This window comes from Prevotella heparinolytica (assembly GCF_002998535.1).
Lineage (GTDB): Bacteria > Bacteroidota > Bacteroidia > Bacteroidales > Bacteroidaceae > Bacteroides > Bacteroides heparinolyticus.
This window is the reverse complement of sequence record NZ_CP027234.1, coordinates 2,016,937-2,037,084: the sequence shown is the minus strand read 5'-3', so window position 1 is coordinate 2,037,084 and position 20,148 is coordinate 2,016,937. Positions and strand designations below refer to the sequence as shown.

12 protein-coding genes are annotated in these 20,148 nt (G+C 48.5%); 5 read left to right on the top strand and 7 right to left on the bottom strand.

Annotation, left to right across the window (positions count from 1 at the left end; translation table 11 throughout):
- Positions 1-7 precede the first annotated feature (7 nt).
- Together C3V43_RS08340 and C3V43_RS08335 are read left to right on the top strand one after the other, a co-directional pair.
- Entirely contained in the window at positions 8-463 is a 456-nt protein-coding gene (locus C3V43_RS08340; protein WP_106070519.1) for a radical SAM-associated putative lipoprotein, read from the top strand.
- Positions 464-467: 4 nt separating this feature from the next.
- A complete protein-coding gene (locus C3V43_RS08335) occupies positions 468-1,535 on the top strand; it encodes a TIGR04133 family radical SAM/SPASM protein (RefSeq protein WP_106069411.1) in 1,068 nt (355 codons plus the stop codon).
- Positions 1,536-1,845: 310 nt separating this feature from the next.
- Here C3V43_RS08335 and C3V43_RS08330 read toward each other — a convergent pair whose 3' ends face one another.
- The 5 genes from C3V43_RS08330 to C3V43_RS08310 all read right to left on the bottom strand — a co-directional run bounded on the left by C3V43_RS08330 (position 1,846) and on the right by C3V43_RS08310 (position 11,583).
- Positions 1,846-3,267, bottom strand: a complete 1,422-nt coding sequence (locus C3V43_RS08330; protein ID WP_106069410.1) for a sialate O-acetylesterase — start codon at positions 3,265-3,267, stop codon at positions 1,846-1,848.
- 20 nt (positions 3,268-3,287) lie between these two features.
- Complete coding sequence (gene galB / locus C3V43_RS08325; RefSeq protein ID WP_394336170.1) at positions 3,288-5,765, bottom strand: beta-galactosidase GalB; 2,478 nt, start codon at positions 5,763-5,765, stop codon at positions 3,288-3,290.
- 142 nt (positions 5,766-5,907) lie between these two features.
- A complete protein-coding gene (locus tag C3V43_RS08320) occupies positions 5,908-8,235 on the bottom strand; it encodes a glycoside hydrolase family 20 protein (protein WP_106069408.1) in 2,328 nt (775 codons plus the stop codon).
- A gap of 255 nt (positions 8,236-8,490) precedes the next feature.
- Positions 8,491-9,609, bottom strand: coding sequence for a Fic family protein (locus C3V43_RS08315; protein WP_106069407.1), 1,119 nt, complete (start codon positions 9,607-9,609; stop codon positions 8,491-8,493).
- Between the two features lie 225 nt (positions 9,610-9,834).
- A complete protein-coding gene (locus C3V43_RS08310; protein WP_106069406.1) occupies positions 9,835-11,583 on the bottom strand; it encodes a BACON domain-containing protein in 1,749 nt (582 codons plus the stop codon).
- 667 nt (positions 11,584-12,250) lie between these two features.
- Here C3V43_RS08310 and C3V43_RS08305 point away from each other — a divergent pair.
- Entirely contained in the window at positions 12,251-13,375 is a 1,125-nt protein-coding gene (locus tag C3V43_RS08305; RefSeq protein ID WP_174704385.1) for a PCMD domain-containing protein, read from the top strand.
- Positions 13,376-13,385: 10 nt separating this feature from the next.
- Positions 13,386-14,168, top strand: coding sequence for a porin family protein (locus tag C3V43_RS08300; RefSeq protein ID WP_106069404.1), 783 nt, complete (start codon positions 13,386-13,388; stop codon positions 14,166-14,168).
- 159 nt (positions 14,169-14,327) lie between these two features.
- Here the strand turns inward: C3V43_RS08300 and C3V43_RS08295 are convergent, their stop codons facing one another.
- Positions 14,328-14,906: a hypothetical protein gene (locus tag C3V43_RS08295; RefSeq protein ID WP_106069403.1), complete on the bottom strand. Its 579-nt coding sequence runs from the start codon at positions 14,904-14,906 to the stop codon at positions 14,328-14,330.
- Positions 14,907-14,914: 8 nt separating this feature from the next.
- Positions 14,915-15,220 carry a DUF6804 family protein gene (locus C3V43_RS08290; RefSeq protein WP_106069402.1) on the bottom strand — a complete coding sequence of 102 codons (306 nt, stop codon included), beginning with the start codon at positions 15,218-15,220 and terminating at the stop codon, positions 14,915-14,917.
- Between the two features lie 1,510 nt (positions 15,221-16,730).
- On the opposite strand from C3V43_RS08290, the gene C3V43_RS08285 reads away from it, so the two are divergent.
- The gene (locus C3V43_RS08285; protein WP_106069401.1) at positions 16,731-20,081 is read left to right on the top strand and encodes a glycosyltransferase family 117 protein; all 3,351 of its coding nucleotides are present in this window, start codon (positions 16,731-16,733) and stop codon (positions 20,079-20,081) included.
- Positions 20,082-20,148: the final 67 nt, after the last annotated feature.

The following is a 20,148-nucleotide window of genomic DNA, read 5'->3' as shown; positions in this document are numbered from 1 at the left end:
ATTGTCTATGAAAAACAGGAAAAGGCAATGGCTGACTGCTTGTAATCAAGTGTTGTCCGGGGTATTGGCTCTATTGGGCTTCGCATCGTGCGTAGGAGGTGAAACTCCGGATGAGTACGGTACGCCGTATGCAAAGTATGAAATCAAGGGAAAAGTACAGAACGAGGCGAAACAGCCGCTGAAAGGCATGCGCGTGATTGTGAAAGAAAACCCGCCGGCAGCGAGCAGCTACTATTCCGGCCGGAAAGATACGCTTTATACGAAAGATACGGGCGAATACGCCTTCAAAGATGGGTATGCGTGGCCCCGTATGGGCTATCGGATTATCTGCGAAGACCCTGCCGGCGTATATAAAGCCGATTCCGTGGATGTGGAAATGAAGCCGGAGGGGGGCGAAGGCAATTGGTATGAAGGCAGCGACAGTAAGACAGTAGATTTCGAACTGAAGAAAAAAGAAAAATAATCCCGTGACTGCCCTTTCCATCCGTAAACGTCTGGCCCTGGAGGTGGCGCGTAAAATCCGCAACAACAGGAAAGAGATGCATCCGTTGAAGCAACTCTTCTGGGAGTGCACGCAGCGTTGCAACCTTCATTGCAAGCATTGCGGCAGCGATTGCAAGCGTACTTCCGAAGTAAAAGACATGCCTGCCGCAGACTTCCTGCGGGTGATTGATTCCATCACGCCCCACGTCGACCCGAACGAAGTGAATGTCATTATCACCGGTGGAGAACCGCTGATGCGCGACGATTTGGAAGAAGTGGGCCTTGCCCTCTACCGTCGCGGCTATCCGTGGGGACTGGTCACCAACGGCCTTTATCTCACCGCCGGGCGTTTGCAGGGGCTGATAGCGGCCGGACTGCATACCATTACCATCAGTCTGGACGGTTTTGCCGGTGAGCACAACTGGCTGCGAGGGCATCCGGACAGTTATGACAGGGCGATGGATGCCATCAAACGATTGGTGCACGAGCCTGAGCTGACGTGGGATGTGGTGACTTGCGTCAATCGCCGCAACTATCCTTATCTTGAAGAAATCAAGTCATCGCTATATAATATCGGTGTACGCCATTGGCGGCTGTTCACCATCTTTCCCGTAGGCCGTGCGGCACAGCATCCGGAGTTCCAATTGACGGATGAAGAGTTTACGGGGCTCATGGAGTTCATCAAAGGTGTACGTAAGGAGAAGAAGATGCACTTGAGCTATGGCTGCGAAGGGTTTTTGGGTAATTACGAGGGCGATGTGCGGGATAACTTCTATTCCTGCAATGCCGGCATCAGCGTGGGCTCTGTGTTGATAGACGGTTCCATATCGGCCTGCCCCAGCATTCGCAGCAATTTCCATCAGGGCAATATCTATCGGGATGATTTCATGGAGGTGTGGGAAAATCGTTTCCACGCTTTCCGCAACCGCGAGTGGATGAAAAAAGGCGCATGCGCCGATTGCAGTTTCTTTCGCTACTGCGAGGGAAACGGGATGCACTTGCGTGACGAGGCGGGGGAGCTGTTGCTCTGCCATCTCAAGCGATTGTCCTGAAACTGCGCCCGTCTTCGTTTGCCGGGGCTATCCGGAAAGTCCGCAGGTGTGCCCCCCTCCGCTTATGCCATTCAGCCTCTTGCAGCCGGTGAATCGTGCCCCCGCACTTTAGCGGTTCCATGCCCACACTTAGTGAGCCGTAAGCCCGCACTTTATCAGGCATAAGCCCACACTTGGCGGACCGTATGCCCACACTTTAGGAGTCGTATGCCCACACCTTAGGAGTCGTATGCCCGCACTTCGGGGAAGACGAACTGTGGGGGAGACAAAAGCCAACCCACGCGAACTTTCCGGATGGCCTTTCCCGTGTCTACCAGTTGTCCGTGCGGAACGGAATGGTGGGAAGTTCATTCCCGCCAATCATCGTGCCGGGCAGGAAATCGCGGAAACAATAGCGCACGGCAACGGGAACGGCAACTTTCTCCGAAGAGACCACCACCTCGTTGGTTTGCCAATGCAGCCACACTTTGTCTGCCGGATGGAACACACGGTCTTGGCCCGCCACCTCGAAACCGCGAAGGTCGTAGTTGCGGCAGATACCCATCTCGAGATGGTCGAAAGACACCCATGCTTCTTTTCCTTTCGCTTTCCACGACTTGTATTGCGGGCCGAAGCAATGTATCTGTTTCTGTCCGTACGTGAGGTTCAGTGCCAGATAGCTGAGGCGGCGTCCCACTGCCGTCTTGTTGCGGGGATGGATATTATACACTTCATACGGCTCCACAAGGTCGTTGGTAGAAACCATGCCGCTGTTCGGAATCAGGCTTTGGGCTTTGAACTGGGCTTCGCGCAGATAGGCGGCCGCTTGTCCTTGTTCTCCTCCGTAGGCATAAGGGGCAATCTCCACGAAATAGAAAGGAATGTCGCCCAGCCCCCACTCCGTGCGCCAGAGGTTCACCATGTCGGCAAGGCGTCCGGCATAGGTGTCGTGGCGTCCCACGTTCGACTCGCCCTGATACCAGATAATCCCTTTGATGGTATAGTTCTGAAGCGGTTTCAGCATGGCATTGTACATCAACATGGGGCGGTGCATGGGATGCCGTTTCTCAATGGAATCACGATGCAGAGAAACGTCCGGATAAGTCTCCAGCAACTCGCGGTTTATCCATCCCTCCACCGTGGAGCCCCCATAGGAAGAGTTGATGATGCCCACGGGAATGCGGAGCGCACGGCTCAGCGAAGTGGCGAAGTGGTAGGCCGTGGCGCCGAAATCGGGTGCAGTCTCTATTGAGGATACTTTCCAACTGCTGTTGCAGTCGGTCTGCGGTTCGTACGTCTGGTGCTTGGGCACGGTGAACATGCGCACGCCTTTGTTTTCGCCGGCGGCGATGATGTCGTCTACTCCGTTCAGGGTGCAGCAACCGGCAAAGCCTTTCAGGGGCATCTCCATGTTGCTCTGTCCGGAGGCAAGCCATACTTCGCCGATGAGGATGTTTTTCAAAGTGGTTTTCTCTCCGTCGTCGAAACAGATTTCATACGGTGTAAATCCTGCCGCCGGAGTTTTCACGGTGAGCAGCCAACGGCCGTCTTTGTCGGCACGGCACGTCCGTGTCTGTCCGTCCCACGAAGGAGTGACACGTACTTCGGCTTTCGGCGCGGCCGTCCCCCAAAGTTTAACTTCGGCTTGTTGTTGCAGTATCATGTTGTCGCCCATCAAGGCCGGCAGTTTCACTTTTGCGCCTATCGAGGTGGCACAACAAAGCAGGATGAATGCAAGAACTTTACTTTTCATGGTATATCTTCTATTGTTTTTTATTTGCTTTCAATCGTCAGCACACCTTTCGTCAATCCTTTGGCGGTGGCTTCCAGCGTAATCTTTCCCGGCGTTTCGGAGGAAGCAACAATGGCGGTCATCATTCCACTGAAAACCTTCATCTTGGGAAGTTGGAAAGATTCGAGCGAAACGGGGTTGCCGTTGGCTCCTGCACGGTAGCTGCCGGCACCTTTCACCTTGAAACTTATCTCGTTCTCGGCCATCGGGCAGAGATTGCCCTGTTCGTCCACCACACGGACGGTGACAAAAGACAAATCCTTTCCATCGGCTTTAATCTGCGAGCGGTCGGGCGTCAATTTGATGTGATGGGGCTTTCCGGCGGTGTGTATCTCTTTCTCGGCCACAGCTTTGCCGTTTTCATCATAGGCAACCACCTTCACCGTGCCCGGCTCGTACTTCGTGTCCATCCACATCAACCGGTAGCGCTGTTGGCGTTTGAGGTTGGACATGGAAAGAGAATCCGCACTGTTATCAACCGTGACGGACAAGTCTTTCGCGCGCCTGCCCTGACTCTTGCCGTTGATGAAGAGTTCGGCCGACGGGTAGTTGGTATATACGAACACCGGTGTCACTTCGCCTTCGCGTCCTTCCCAATTCCAGTGGGGCAGGATGTGGAGGGTCTCCTCTTTCTTGTTCCAATGGCTGCGATAAAGGTAGTAGCGGTCTTTGGGCAAGCCGGCAAGGTCTACGATGCCGAACAAGGAAGAGTGGCTGGGCCAATCGGTATAATAAGGAGTAGGCTCTCCCAGATAATCGAAACCGGTCCATACAAACTCGCCGATGCAATAAGGCAGGTCTTCGTGCTGTATGAAATCGTCTTCGGGCAGGTTCGACCATGAACAATGCTCCACATCGTAGGAAGAAGCCTGATGGTCGGGGTACTTCTGCATGGAGCGGCGAACCACCGGGAACTTATACACGCCTCGCGAACTGACCGTCGAGGCGGTCTCGCTGCCCAGAATAATCTGTTGCGGCAGCTTCTTGTAGTTCGTCTGATATTTGTGAGGACGGTAGTTGAATCCGGCCACATCCATTACGGCGGCCATATTGTTGTTTACCACGGCATCGGGCGCATCCATGCCTTGCGTCACCGGTCGCGAAGGATCTTCCCGGTGGCAGATGTCCTGCAAGAAACGGGATAATTTCGGTCCCCGGTCGCCGTTCCATTGGTCGGGCACTTCGTTGCCTATGCACCACATCACAATGCTCGGATTGTTGCGATACTGATGCAACAGATTCACCAAATCCTTCTCCGCCCACCGGTCGAATATTTTATGATAACCATTCTGCACCTTTGCCGCCTTCCATTCGTCAAACGACTCGGCCATTATCATCATGCCCATCTCGTCGCAAGCGCGAATCAGTTCCGGCGCGGGCATGTTGTGCGAAGTGCGGATGGCATTGCACCCCATATCCTTCAATATGCGAATCTGGCGGCGGATGCCGGCCTCGTTGGCAACAGCTCCCAAAGGCCCTAAGTCGTGATGGTTGCACACGCCTTTGAACGGGGTGCGCTCTCCATTCAGATAAAAGCCTTTGTCCGGAATGATCTCGATGGAACGGATGCCGAACGGTGTGGTATATTCATCCTTCAGCACACTGCCCTCATAAATCTTTGAAACAGCCGAATAAAGCGTCGGCGAGTCGGGCGACCACAATGCAGGAGCATTCACCACAAACGCTTGCTCGAATACGTTGCCGTCATGCGCTGTTCCTTGTCTCTCACCGGAGGTTACTACTTTCCCGTTCCCGTCTTTCAGCTCGGTGACGATGCGGTAGTCCGAAAAAACCTTGTGTCCGGGAATGTTCAGGCGGGTTTTCAACACAATCTTGGCATATTCTTTCTTCACCACAGGAGTGGTGAGTTGCGTTCCCCACGTCGGGATAAAAGCATCTTCATTGATAACCAAATGGACGTTGCGGTAAAGTCCCGCTCCCGGATACCAGCGCGAAGATTCCGTTTCGTTTTCCAGACGTACAGCCAGCGTGTTTTCTTCGCCGGCTTTCAGATAGGGAGTGGCGTCTATGTGGAAAGAGTTATAGCCGTAGGGCCAATAGCCGGCTTCCTCTCCGTTGATGTATATGCGGGCATGGCTCATGGCGCCGTCAAAGACGAAAGCAGCCTTCCTGCCCGAAGCAAACTGCGGTGCTTTGAACTTCAGGCGATACCATCCCACTCCTACAAAGGGGAGTCCTCCCGTGCGTCCGGCATGTTCCATCGCTTCTTTCTGCCCGTCCTGAGCGATGGCCACGTGTTGCTTATCGTTATTGATGCTGAAAGGACCGTAGATGGCCCAGTCGTGGGGCACAACGACCGACTGCCACTTGGCGTCGTCATATTCTTTGCGGCTGAAGTCCTTGTTGTCTTCACGACTGAACTTCCATCCTTTCTCAAAAGTATGCCGAACACGTACTTGTGCGTGGGCAAACAGCGGGAAAACCATCAGAAAGGCCATGATGATTCCGCTTGCTCTATGCTTCTTCATTCTCTGCAAATTCTTAGTGTCATCTATGTTCTTTTATCGAACGACAACGTGGAGAGACAAGTGCTTAACGCCCGTTTCTCCACGCCGTTCGATACAGGTTTCTTCTATATGCTTATTCGATTATAATCTCATCGACAAACAAGAAAGCGGGTTTTCCCTTGCCACCGTGCCAAGCGGGTATGCTCTTCTCGGAAGAGGCCACCACGTGTACATAGCGGGCTGTCGTGGGATTGAAGGTGGATTTATGTTCGTGAAGTCCGTTGGGGTCGCTTTCTTTCATGGCGGGAAACTCTTCGGCGGACAGTCGGGTGAAGTTGGTTCCGTCGTCCGATACTTCTACGATGAAGCTACGGGCATCGAATATCCAATCGCCTTTTTCCACACATGTGGTGAGAGATACGGTTGAGATTTCCGTAGGCCGTTGCAAGTCGATGACCACGTCCATATCGTTATTGTGGAATGCAATCCATTTGCCGGTTTTGTAGTTGCCGTTACCTCGCAGTCCGTCTACCAAAGTGGTGATGCCGTTGAAGCGATATTGGTCATTTACGGGCTGTTTGGCTACAATGGGCTTGGCTGTAGACTTGCTGAAGGTAAGTTCTTCGGTCAGCATGCGGCTGTTGCCTGTTTCGCGGATGGCAAGCGCCTTGAATACGCAGCTCTGCTTGATTGCAAGTACGGAATCGGCCACGGGCGAGGCTGCCGTAGGTTCTGCTCCGTCCAATGTATAATGTATGGGAGCTTTGTCGATGGTGAGCATGCTCACGTTTATGGCCTCGCCTTCGGAGTCGATGTTGAAATCAGCCTTCACGTCGAAAACATGTGTGGCGTAGTTGTAACCTTCGGCTTTATACATCTTAACGAGTCTTGTCAGGCGGTCGAGGAAGCACTCATAGTTTTTCTTTTCCGGATTTGTCCACTGCACTTCGGCCAAAGCTGCCCAGCGCGGCAAGGCCATGTATTCCAGCTGGGAAAACGTGGGAATGTATTCCGTCCAAAGATTGGCCTGCACGCCGACGATGTGCTTCTGCTCATCGGCGGTCAACGCGGCAGGCATCGGCTCGTAGCCATACACTCGCTCGACGGGGAGGTAGCCGCCGATGGCCAACGGTTCGTTGTCAGTGTCTTTGGTCTGATAATAATCAAAGTAAAGGTAGGTGTTGGGCGTCATGATGACATCGTGCTTCTGACGGGCAGCTTCGATACCTCCTGCTTCACCCCTCCATGACATCACGGTGGCGTTCGGTGCCAATCCGCCTTCCAATATCTCGTCCCAACCGATGATTTGGCGGCCGTGGTCGTTCAGGTATTTCTCGGCATGGTTGATGATGAAGCTCTGTAGATATTCTTCTTTGCTATGCTTGGAGTCACCCTTGAGGCCCAATGCCTTGATGCGTGCCTGGCACTTGGGGCAAGACTGCCATCTCACTTTCGGGCATTCGTCACCGCCTATGTGAATGTATTCCGACGGGAAGATTTCCATTACTTCAGACAGTACATCGTCGATGAACGTCAGCACGCTGTCGTTTCCGGCGCACAGCACATCCTCCGATACGCCCCATTGCGTCCATACTTCATACGGGCCGCCGGTACATCCCAGATGCGGATATGCAGCCAATGCGGCCTGCATGTGTCCGGGAAGGTCTATTTCGGGAATGACGGTGATGTATCTTTCGGCGGCATAGGCAACGATTTCCTTCGCTTCTTCTTGGGTGTAGAAGCCTTCGTAGGGCTTGCCGTCATACTTGCCGGAGTTTCGTCCGATGACGGTTTCCTTACGCTTGGAGCCTATCTCCGTGAGCAGCGGATACTTTTTGATTTCCAGTCGCCAGCCCTGATCTTCGGTGAGATGCCAATGCAGGCGGTTCATGTTGTGGAGAGCCATCATGTCGATAAAGGTCTTCATTTCGTCCACCGTAAAGAAATGGCGGGCTACGTCAATGTGCGCTCCGCGGCAGCCGAAGCGCGGGTAATCGTTGATTTCTACGGCAGACAGTACCGGGACACTGTTCTTTTCCATAGGGATGGCCTTACGCAACGTCTGGATGCCATAAAACACGCCGGCCTCGCTTGCTCCGGTGATGGTCACGCCATCCGGCGTTACCTGCAACTTATAAGCTTCCGGATTTTCGGAGGTCAACCCCGACATGAGCAATATGTTGCCTTTCCCTTCCGTACCGGCTTCAACGGCGTAATCCGTTCCGGTAGCTTTTTTCAGATAATCGGCAAGGTAACCGGCATTGCGGCGCATTGCTTCGTTGTCTTCGGGATAGATGATTTTTACACTGCGGTTAAGTTCAAAACTTCCGTCGGTACTTTGGGTAATCTCTTGTGGCAAAGGGATAATGCGGTAATCGGCTACCGTCTTCTTCGCATTACTACAAGAAGCCAATACTCCGGCCATAGCCAATACTCCTGCCAATTTAAATAATGTTTTCATGGGGTGGTTATTTGGTTAAAAGTTCTACTTACTATACAAATAAGGCCGTTACATCACTAATTTGCGAGTTTTATTATAAGTTTTTTTAAGATTATATAGACTGTACTTCAAAAACAACACGGGAAACAATTTTTTGTTTGTCAATACATTCCTCTTTCGTCTGATTGTATGATGACAAACAACATGTGCAAAAATAAGGCTTTTTTGCTCATGTTGTTCTTTTCATGTGCAAAAAAGGGGTGTTTTTGCACATATTTATATTGTGACCGATTCAATGATTTCTTCCGGCGACAATCCGATATGCTCCTTTTGGTTGGCAAGCAATGCGATGAGTGCATTGTTCAGAAAGTAGTTGCTTTTGCCCCTTTTGGCTTTCTCCAGCAGTCCTTCTTTCACTATCTTGTCCAATATGCGGGAAGCCGTAAAACGGCTTACTTCCATTTCGCGCTCTATAAATTCGATTTTGGTATAGGGATGGCGGAAAAGATTGTTCAGCAACTCGTGCCGATAGCTTTTTCCCAACACGTTTTTCAGTCTCACTTTATAATCTTTCATCAAAATGGAAATCTCATTTACCAACCGGATGGTATCGATGGCGGTTTCTTCCACTCCTTTCAGCATGAACAATATCCACGGTTCCCAATCACCGCTCTCGCGGACGTCTTGTATCTGCTTGTAGTATTCCGCTTTATTGTCAATGATGTATCTGCTCAGGTAGAGAATAGGCAAGTCGAGCAAATCTTTCACCACCAGAAAAAGGATATTGATGATGCGTCCGGTTCTTCCGTTACCATCATAGAAAGGATGGATGCTCTCGAACTGATGGTGAATGATGGCCATTTTGATTAGAGGATCTAAGTTGCTCAAGGAGTCGTCGTTCAAGAATTGCTCCAGATTTCCCATCAGTTGCTCTATGGTCTGTTTGTCTTGGGGCGGCTCGTAGACCACTTCTCCCCGTTGGTTTCGCAGCGATGTGCCCGGCACGGCTCTAAAACCCGCATTGTTCTGTTCCAGCCGTCTCTGTATCTCTTTTATCATGGAGAGGGACAGCAGTTTGTTTTTGCGCACCAGCGAGAAGCCGTACTTCATGGCTTCACAATAATGCAGCACTTCTTTTGTCTGAAGACTTACCATCAGATGCTCTGCATTGGCATCTGCCTGATAAAGTTCGTCGTGTGTAGTCACAATGTTTTCCACTTCCGAACTCTCTTTGGCTTCTTGCAGCACCAAGGTATCTATCAGGATATTCTCGTTGGGGATGGTTAAGGCAAGGCCTTTCAGCTCGGCCAGTTTGCGGTTGGCCCTGTTCAGTTGCTTCAGAATGGCAATCGTATCAAGGTCTTGTTGCAATGGAAGAGACGGAATCTTGTACATGGCTTTATATGTTTATATGAATAAGAACAACATGTGCAAAAATAAGGCTTTTTTGCTCATGTTGTTCTTTTCATGTGCAAAAACACCCGTTTTTTGCACATGTTCTCGAATAGCAACGATATTATAGAATAAAGTGTCTGAAGAAAATCAACTTTAAAGAAAGTGAACTTTTACTCAGAAAGAAGTATTCCATCCACAGAATGTGCTATTCAGTATATGTTTTTATCAGCCCCATGTTTCAGCGGCAATATCCGCATAATATTCTTTTCCATTATATTCATATACCCAACGAATTACCGGTTTATAGATACCTATCTTAATAGATATTGTATAACCTGTATTTTGGGTTGAACTTATTTCCTCTTCATTAATAGTCACATTGGTATTAACATCGCTGTTATCGGATGCTATTAACTGTATTTTCTTTAACTTGATACTAACAGGACTGTTATTCTGTAAATATACAGTGACACTTCCTGTTATAAATCCATTAACGCTCATGATAGCTGACGAACCTGTCCAAACAGAAATGTAATTTGTTATATTCTTAACACTTACCAGACAGTCTGTTTTATGTTTACCGTCTGTTGATGAAACGGTTATTATGGCTTCTCCTTTAGACACTGCGATAACTGTTCCATCTTCATTTACTTTAGCTATGGAGCTATTAGAGCTTTTCCAAGTCACATTTTTGTTGGAAAGCAGATTTGTTAAAAGAAGTTTCTCGTTTCTGTTTTCTAATAATTCCAACGTGTTTTTATTAAGATAAAATAAATTTGTTTGAGTAACAACCACTTCTGCGGATAAGCCTGTTGTTTTATCTGTGAATGCAATTGTTCCCTTTCTACTTGTAATTCCATTTGGCATCTCATTCACTAAAAAAGAATATTTATCATTGTTCAAAGTCCTCGTTCCCGGTTTTTGGCTAATCCATTCTGAATCGATTCCAATTTCATATTTAACATTTGAAGCCACTTCAACTTCAAATACACCACCATCTTTTTCGAATTCGAATATTTTTTTCGGGATGTTGATAGCATTTTTCTGTGCTTGTGTTATTTTCAGTTTTTCTTTTTTATCGCTGTATTTATCATAAAAAACTATTTCAGCTTCTCTGCTATCATAGGAATCATTGGGCGAAATGACGTAATAGAGTGTATGGCTGGATATTCCTCTTGTTTTTACAGAAGTTATCCAATCCACTTGCGGCATTTGTACGTCGTACTCGAAATTGCTGTTCAGTTCAACTGTAATTTGCTCACCTTTATCAGAAATGGCATATTCATTTTTGCTAAGGAGCAAGATAGCACTACCTGCCTGATAGATTTTCAAGGTTTCGGATAGCATACCACTCTTAATGATTATCTCACCTTCTCGTTTTTTATATTCTTCACTCTTGTCAATAGTGAAAGAAACAGACGAGGCAGAGAGGCTACGTGTATTGCCGCTTTTATGAATCCAATCTTTATGCTGATCAGGAATTATTACTTCATAATCTATATTTGCTTTTACTTCTATTTGAATTGTGCCACCTTCTGAACCAATTTCATATTTTGCTGTAGTCAGAGTTAAAGCGTCTTTTTGCTTTTGGGTCACTACAATTTTTTTTGTTAGTTCATTGGCTGTTAATGTCAATGTTACATTTCGGTCATCGTATGTCGTATTGCGTGTTGTTTTTATTTTCACAGTATTCTCCCCTGCTTTCCCCTCGGTTGGAGAGACGGAACACCAACTTGTTTGACCTCCTGATTGGGACATTTCTATCTTCCAGTCTTTATTGCTGGTAAACGTTATCATATTTTCACCTCCATCCGAAGTAAAATCCAGACTTTTGCTAAAATATGTCTTGCTATTACCTGTAGGGGTAATTTCTGCCGGTATTTCTTCCTTAGAACAACTGCCGAGAATATTTACTAAGCAGCACATTATACAAAAATACCTCCATTCACAAACTCTTTTTTTTAGTGTTTTCATTGATAGGAATATTAGTTTCTCCGCGTTCCTCCGAAGATGTAAAAAAACAGACAGCGTGGAACTGCGTGCTATCCATTGTTCTTGAAGGTCCTAGGAAAACCTGAGTAAACAAATGAACAGACAGCAGACCCACGCTGAAACCAGCGTAGGAACCATCTGTGTCATCTTTGTTTACTCTATGAAAATTTCCTAGGTTTTCAAGAACAAGAATGAGGCACAACGCTTCTTACAAAATCATGTTACAAAAAAGTATGAAGCAAAAGACGTTGTCTTGCTTCGGTGACAAAGCTATGAAAAAACTCTGAACTATAAAAGTATTGGCAATACTTTATTCTGATTGCTGAAGTAGGATGTATAGTTTGGTTTTCATTTCGTTGTATCATATTGTTTAAGTTGTCGTTAAATGTATCTTTGTTTCTACTTATCGCTTGTTTATTATCATGATGGAAGTTTGGGGATAAAAGACGCTTAATTTGTATTTTTCCTGCTAATTTCCATCCTTTCAAATACTCGGCCAAGCCTGCTATTTAGAAGTGCTCTTTTCAGTTTTCCCGAAAGATATTGTACCTTTGCGCTTCGTATACATAAGGCCGGACTCTCTTTTTGCGCGTAAAACATTCGGACATATGGGGGAGCCGGAATAAAAACTAATAAAAACAATTAAGGTATGAATTTGAAAGGAATAACAAAGGCTGCTTTTGTGGGGCTGTGTTTCGCCGCATGGATGACGTCGTGTATCAAAGACGAGGCAGCAAATGCTGAAGCGGACATCGTGGCATGCGCCGTGAGTGGAAATCTGCTTATTCGCGAACCGGTGATTACGAATACTGAAGTTAAGTTTTACGTCAACGGATGGGAGGATTTGACAAGCCTTGCGCCAACCTTCACGCTGACCGAAGGAGCTGCGATAGAACCTGCCAGTGGTACGAAGCGGGACTTTACATCGCCGCAGACTTACACCGTCACATCGCAGGACGGACAGTGGAAGAAGACGTATAAGGTGTCGTTCATCTCCGAGAATCTGGCTACGGAGTATCATTTCGAGAACATCAAGTACTACGAATATACGGATATATGGGACCCGACGGCCGAGCCGCAGAAGAAGTTCCATATCTTTTACGACCGGACCATCGAAGGAACTGATATGGAGTGGAGCAGTGGCAATGCAGGTTTCATGATTACCAACAGCACGGCTCCTGCAACGGACTATCCGACCAGTCAGGCAGAGGATGGATACGAGGGTAAGTGCGCCAAACTTGTCACTCGCTCCACCGGCTCGCTGGGAGCAATGATGGGAGCTTCTTTGGCGGCAGGAAACCTCTTCATCGGGGAGTTTAAAATCAACATTGGCAATATGGCCAAATCAACCCGTTTCGGTGTGCCTTTCCGCATGACACCGTTGGGGCTGGACGGCTACTTCAAATACAAAGCCGGTGAGAAATATATCAATAAGAACAGTGAGGAGCAGCCGGACAAGAAGGATGTCTTCGATATCTATGCCGTGATGTATGAAGTGACCAAAGACGTGCCCTATCTTGACGGAACCAACATCAAGACGCACGAGAATATCGTGATGATGGCACAGGTGGAAAACCGTAAGGAGGCGGAGGAGTGGACGCGCTTCTCGGCAGAATTCAAGCCCGTAGGCGGCCGGACGATTGACGCGGAGAAGTTGCGCAACGGCAGCTACAACCTTGCCATCGTGTTCTCTTCGAGCGAGGGAGGGGCTGATTTCAACGGCGCCGTGGGCAGTACGTTGTATGTGGATGAAATAAACTTGTATTATAAATAAAATTATTGCCATGAAGATATATTTCAAAGGAATGGTTGCGATGGCTCTCGGCATGTGGTCGGTGGTGGCTGTGGCACAGCAGGATAGGAACCAAAGTATAAGGGAATCGGAGAAAAAGGGCTGGGAATATGAAGTGAAGGCAGGTGTAAACATCGGTGGGGCATCGCCCATCCCGTTGCCCGAAGAGATTCGCGAGGTGAACAGCTTCAACCCGAAATTCAACGGGGTGGTGGAAGGAACGGTCACGAAGTGGCTGGGTGGCGAGAGGAACTGGGGCGTATCGACGGGCTTGCGCATCGAAGAGAAAGGCATAAAGACGGATGCAAGGGTGAAGAATTACAGCACGGAAATACTGAACGACGGCAACAAGGTGGCCGGACGGTGGACAGGACGGGTGGAGACGAACTATAACAGTACGTTCCTCACCTTGCCGGTGATGGCCAATTATCGGTTCAACGGCAGTTGGAAGGTGCGCGCCGGCATGTATGTGTCCTATCGTATGGATGGCGACTTCTCCGGCTCGGTGAGCGACGGCTATCTGAGGGAAGGTACACCTACGGGCGAGAAGGTGGAGTTTACGGACGGCAAGTCGTCGACCTATGATTTCAGCTCCGACCTCCGCCGTTTCCAGTACGGGGCACAGATAGGCGGCACGTGGCAGGCATTCCGCCATTTCTCGGTCAATGCCGATTTTACTTGGGCTTTCAGTAATGTATTCAAGAAGGATTTCCAGACCGTTACGTTCAACATGTATCCCATCTACCTGAATCTGGGCTTCGGATATAAGTTTTAGTGAATGATTTTTTTCGGATGCGGATGACGCGGATGACGCCGGTTTTGTCTTTTCAGACTCGGTGGCATCGGCGTCATCTTTTTTTGTGTCCCATGCTTCGGCCGCTCCTTTCTCCTCCTCTCAACACATACGATAGTAAGGGCGCGAAGCAGGCTTATTCTATTTTATACGCCACAATCTACAAAGTCGTTCACATACATTTTTTAACCAACTTTTCTTTTTTTGATTTTTCGCTCTAGTACTCCTTAAAGGCTTCACACCAAATATAGCTTCAAAGATATCTGCTTGATTCCGTTTTTTCATACCCTTCTTATCATTGTAGAAATGGGTGTTGTCTATTTCACATTCATCCACAATGACTCCGGATTCAACCGTTAAAAAGAGTTCTTTTTCATATAATGAGGCATATCCTTGATGTACATATTGCATCATTTTACCATACGGGATGCGTATTTCACCGGAATACCAATCTGCAAAAACTTTATTCTGTCCGGGAAATAAATAATCAATTCCGACTGTTCTACCATCAAAAAAAAACTTGCCGCTGTTGGCCTTTAAATCTATAAGATATAATTTATTGTTTTCAATAAGCCACTTTCCCCAATACCCTCTCCAACATGCTGTCGTAGTAGAAGGGAACTCTATCTTATGCTTTGCAAGATAGGGGGATAACGGTTCTGTTGCAAGAGAATACTCTTCATTGTTATAAATTAATCTTTCTCTAACCTGTGCTGTCATATAATACTTTATTTTGAAGGTTCATTTTCTTTTTTATTAGAATACAAGATAATCATAAACAAGATTATTGCTACCAAAACATCTATAATATTCCATATTGTCTTTCCTAAAGATATTTTTATAATAGGTTGAAACAATATTGCCAAAGTACCCCATACTAAAGCCGGATTTTCTTTTTTCTCTAAATAATATTGATATGCCATTGTCCCAAATAAAATGGCGCTGCCATATCGTACTAAAATATAGTACCCATAGGGCATGGGGGCCAAACACAATAATAGAGCAATGGCTAATATAAACTGTAATTTAATCATAGTTTAATCCTCTTGCGTTTATTAAAAATATCCAATACCATGCTATGTCGAAAATAAAACATTCAGGTATCACTGCTAGAATAACCCCGCTGACTTTAGGTATCAGGTCAAGTAGAGGAGATGACATATAGGCAGGCGAGCTTATAGGTGGCTGCGCTTTTAGCATCATGTGACACTCAAATGTCGTGATAAACAAATTGCAAAACTGCAAAATAGACAGTAGGGGATATAGTAATATACTATTAGTTTCTCCGCGTTCCTCCGAAGATGTAAAAAAACAGAAAGCGCGGCACTGCGTGCCATCCATTATTCTTGAAGGTCCTAGGAAAACCCAACTATACAAATGAACAGACAACAGACCCACGCTGAAACCAGCGTAGGAATCGTCTGTGCCACCCTTGTATAGTTTTGAAAATTTCCTAGGTTTTCAAGAACAAGAATGAAGCACAACGCTTCTTACAATATCATTTCACAAAATATTGAAGCTGAAGACGCTTCTTAACTTCGGATACAAAACTATTAAAAAAAGTTTGAATAACAAAAGTTTTTGCTAATCTTTATTTTGACAATTAAGTTTGGCAAAATTGAATAAATCTCTATTTTGAGAAAGAGATTTATTCCCCGAAATCAAGTTCTATCTTTTAAAATTTATCCTCAATACTTGAATTCAATATAACTCAATCAATGCTTTTTTGATTATTAGAAATATAGCGATAAAAGAGTTAAACTTATACTACCCAATTGTAACTTTCAAACGCTTACCGCTATGCTCGTAAGTCCAAGCTAAATTTATTCTATGGCAGATTTCTTTTGCTGAAGGAAAATTTTTTACCTCTTACAAGGGAATTATCCCCACTTCGGCTCGCTATATAGATTCCCCGTGCTGGAACTATAGATGCAGTGCGCTCCGCATATACATCCAGCACGGTGGAGATATATCTCCACCGAAGCCCACCTACAGGTATCTCTCGCAAGGGGTGTCACTTGATAGCAGATTGGTGTTAATTCTTTACAAAGCAGTGCTCTGGTGGAACATGATTCTGAAAAGTCAAGCGTCATAAATGTAACATTTAAGGCTTAAAATGTAACATTTGGTACACATAGCATAGCACAGCATAGCATAGCATAACCCCTCCTCAAGAGTTCCCCCGAAATCGGGGGCACCGAAGGCGCGGCCGTTCTGTCCGCGGAGGAGGGATATGGCTGAAAGATAAATGGCGGCATGCTGTTTCTTTGAAAAGCCTCCGCCACTGCAAAATCAGTCCCTGTTTTTTTTAACCTATCCTAATAATGCGTCTCTTTGTCACTGATTTAGGATGAAATCATTATCTTTGCAGCCGTGTCTGCATCGACAGTTGCACCTGTTGCGACAGATACAAGTGCCGGAGCTGACAGGCACTTGTGTTCAACATGACAGACACAAGCCTTTGACACGACAGACGCAAGTGTCTGACAAACGGAATACAAACAGTTGATTATTAAGAAATAACAAATAACGAATTTCATCCGAATGAAACAGTACAGAACAGTGAACAACCTGATGGGTTGGATTACATTCCTCATTGCGGCAACGGTTTATTGCCTGACCATTGAACCGACTGCCAGTTTTTGGGACTGCCCGGAGTTTATCACTACCGGCTATAAACTGGAAGTGGGACATCCGCCCGGCGCACCGTTCTTCATGCTTGTGGCCAATTTGTTCTCGCAATTTGCCGGCGACGCTTCCACCGTTGCCCGCATGGTGAACTACATGAGTGCCTTGATGAGCGGCGCATGCATCCTGTTCCTCTTCTGGAGCATCACGCACTTGGTGCGCAAATTGGTGGTGACGGACGAGAACAACATCACACGCGGACAGCTTGTCACCATCATGGGTAGCGGACTGGTAGGCGCACTGGCCTATACGTTCAGCGACACCTTCTGGTTCAGTGCCGTGGAGGGCGAAGTGTATGCCTTCTCGTCGCTGTTCACCGCTGTCGTGTTCTGGCTGATACTGAAGTGGGAAGATGTGGCGGACGAGCCTCACAGCGACCGTTGGCTGATTTTGATTGCTTACCTCACGGGGCTTTCTATCGGCGTGCATTTGCTCAACCTGCTCTGTCTGCCTGCCATCGTGCTGGTGTATTACTACAAGAAAACGCCCGATGCCGATGCCAAGGGTTCGTTACTGGCCCTCGCAGCCTCGATGGTGCTGGTGGCTGCCGTGCTCTACGGCATTGTGCCCGGCATCGTGAAGGTGGGCGGATGGTTCGAGCTGCTTTTTGTCAACACGCTGGGCATGCCTTTCAACAGCGGTGTCATCGTGTACATCGTCTTGCTGGCGGCCGCCCTCGTCTGGGGAATATATGAGAGCTACGCCGAGGCGAACAAGACGCGTATGGCGCTTTCGTTCGTCCTCACCATCGGCATGCTGGGCATCCCGTTCTACGGACACGGAGGCAGTGCGGTGGCTATCGGTGTGCTGGTCATCGCCGCCCTTTGGCTTTACCTCAACCCGAAGACGCAGGCACGCATCAACGAGAAATTCCGAGTTTCGGCACGCACGCTCAACACGTCGCTGCTGTGCACCATGCTCATTGTCATCGGCTATTCCTCGTATGCGCTGATTGTGATTCGTTCCACAGCCAATACGCCGATGGACCAGAACTCTCCGGAAGATATCTTCACGCTGGGCGAGTACTTGGGGCGCGAGCAGTACGGCACGCGTCCGCTGTTCTACGGCCCCGCCTTCTCGTCGCAGGTGGCGCTCGACGTGAACTCTAAAGACGGCTATTGCGAGCCGCGCATCCAGACGCAAGGCACGAAGTTCATCCGCAAGGAGAAGGCCACGCCCGACGAGAAAGACGCATATATCGAAATTCCGGGACGCATCGAGTACGAATATGCGCAGAACATGTTCTTCCCCCGTATGTACAGCAGCACACACGCGCAGCAGTACCGTGCATGGCAAGACATCAAGGGATACGACGTGCCCTACGACAAGTGCGGCAACATGGTGATGGTGAACATGCCCACGCAGTGGGAAAACATCAAGTTCTTCTTCTCCTACCAGCTCAACTGGATGTACTGGCGATACTTCATGTGGAACTTTGCCGGCCGACAGAACGACTTGCAGGGTAGCGGCGAGATTGAGCACGGCAACTGGATTACGGGCATCCCCTTCATCGACAACCTGCTGGTGGGCGACCAGAGTCTGCTGCCGCAGGAGTTGCAGCAGAACAAAGGGCGTAACGTCTTCTTCTGTCTGCCTTTGCTGCTGGGCATCATCGGGCTGCTGTGGCAAGCCTATCGGGGAGAGAAAGGCATCCAGCAGTTCTGGGTGGTGTTCTTCCTCTTCTTCATGACCGGCATCGCCATTGTGCTCTACCTGAACCAGACACCAAGCCAGCCGCGCGAACGCGACTACGCCTATGCCGCCTCGTTCTACGCCTTTGCCATCTGGATAGGTATGGGTGTGGCGGGACTTGTGCGCTTGCTGCGCCACTACACCAAGATGAAGGAGCTTCCGGCCGGCATCCTTGCTTCCGCAGTCTGCCTCCTCGTGCCCATACAGATGGCAAGCCAGACGTGGGACGACCACGACCGCAGCGACCGCTACATGGCGCGCGACTTCGGACAGAACTACCTGATGTCTCTTCAAGAGTCGGGCAACCCCGTCATCTATACCAACGGCGACAACGACACCTTCCCCCTGTGGTACAATCAGGAGGTGGAAGGCTTCCGCACCGATGCCCGCACGTGCAACCTCTCTTACTTGCAGACCGACTGGTACATCGACCAGATGAAACGACCGGCCTATAACAGTCCGTCGCTGCCCATCACTTGGGACCGTATGGAGTATGTGGAGGGTACCAACGAGTATATCCCCATCCATCCGGAATACAAGAAAAGCATCAACCAACTCTATGCCGAGGCCGAGAAGCAGGCATTGGGAGGTAACCCGGAAGCCTTGATAAACGTGAAGAAAGAGTTCGGAGAGAATCCTTACGAGCTTAAGAATATCCTGAAGCACTGGATACGCTCGCCCAAAGACAACGAGCTGAAGGTGATTCCGACGGACAGCATCGTCGTCAAGGTGGATAAGGAGGCGGTGCGCCGCAGCGGGATGATGATTCCGGGCGACAGCATCCCTGACTACATGCACATCTCCTTGAAAGGCAAACGCGCCCTCTACAAGAGCGAGCTGATGATGCTCGAGATGCTGAGCGAAGCCAACTGGGAGCGCCCCATCTACATTGCGGTCAGCGTTGGTCAAGAGAACCAGCTGAACATGGGCAACCACTTCATCCAAGAGGGACTTACCTACCGTTTCACACCGTTCGATACGGACAAGACGGGGGTGAAGATAGATTCGGAAAAGATGTACGACAACCTGATGAATAAGTTCAAGTTCGGCGGCATCGACAAGCCGGGCATCTACATCGACGAGAACGCCATGCGCATGTGCTACTCGCACCGACGCATCTTCTCCCAGCTCATCCAGCAGTTGATGCGCGAGGGGAAAAAAGACAAGGCAAAGGCTGCACTGGATTATGTCGAGAAAATGATTCCTGCCTGCAACGTGCCATACGACTGGCAGAACGGCGCCATGCAGATGGCCGAAGCCTATTACCAACTGGGCGAAACCGCCAAGGCGGACGAAATAGCGAAAGCCCTTGCCGACAAGTCGGTGGAATACATGACGTGGTACATGAGTCTGGACGACAACCGCTTCGCCATCTCCGTCCGTGAGTTTGAATACCATTGGGCCGTGCTCGATGCCGAGGTCAAGACCATGAAGCAGTATAACTCCAGATTGGCCGACGTCTATGCCCCCAAAGTCGAAAGGTTGTATAATATGTATGTAGAAAGAATGAAATGAGCGGTTAGCGGTGAGTGATTGGTAACTACTACTAACCGCTAACCGCTAATCACTACTAACTAACCGC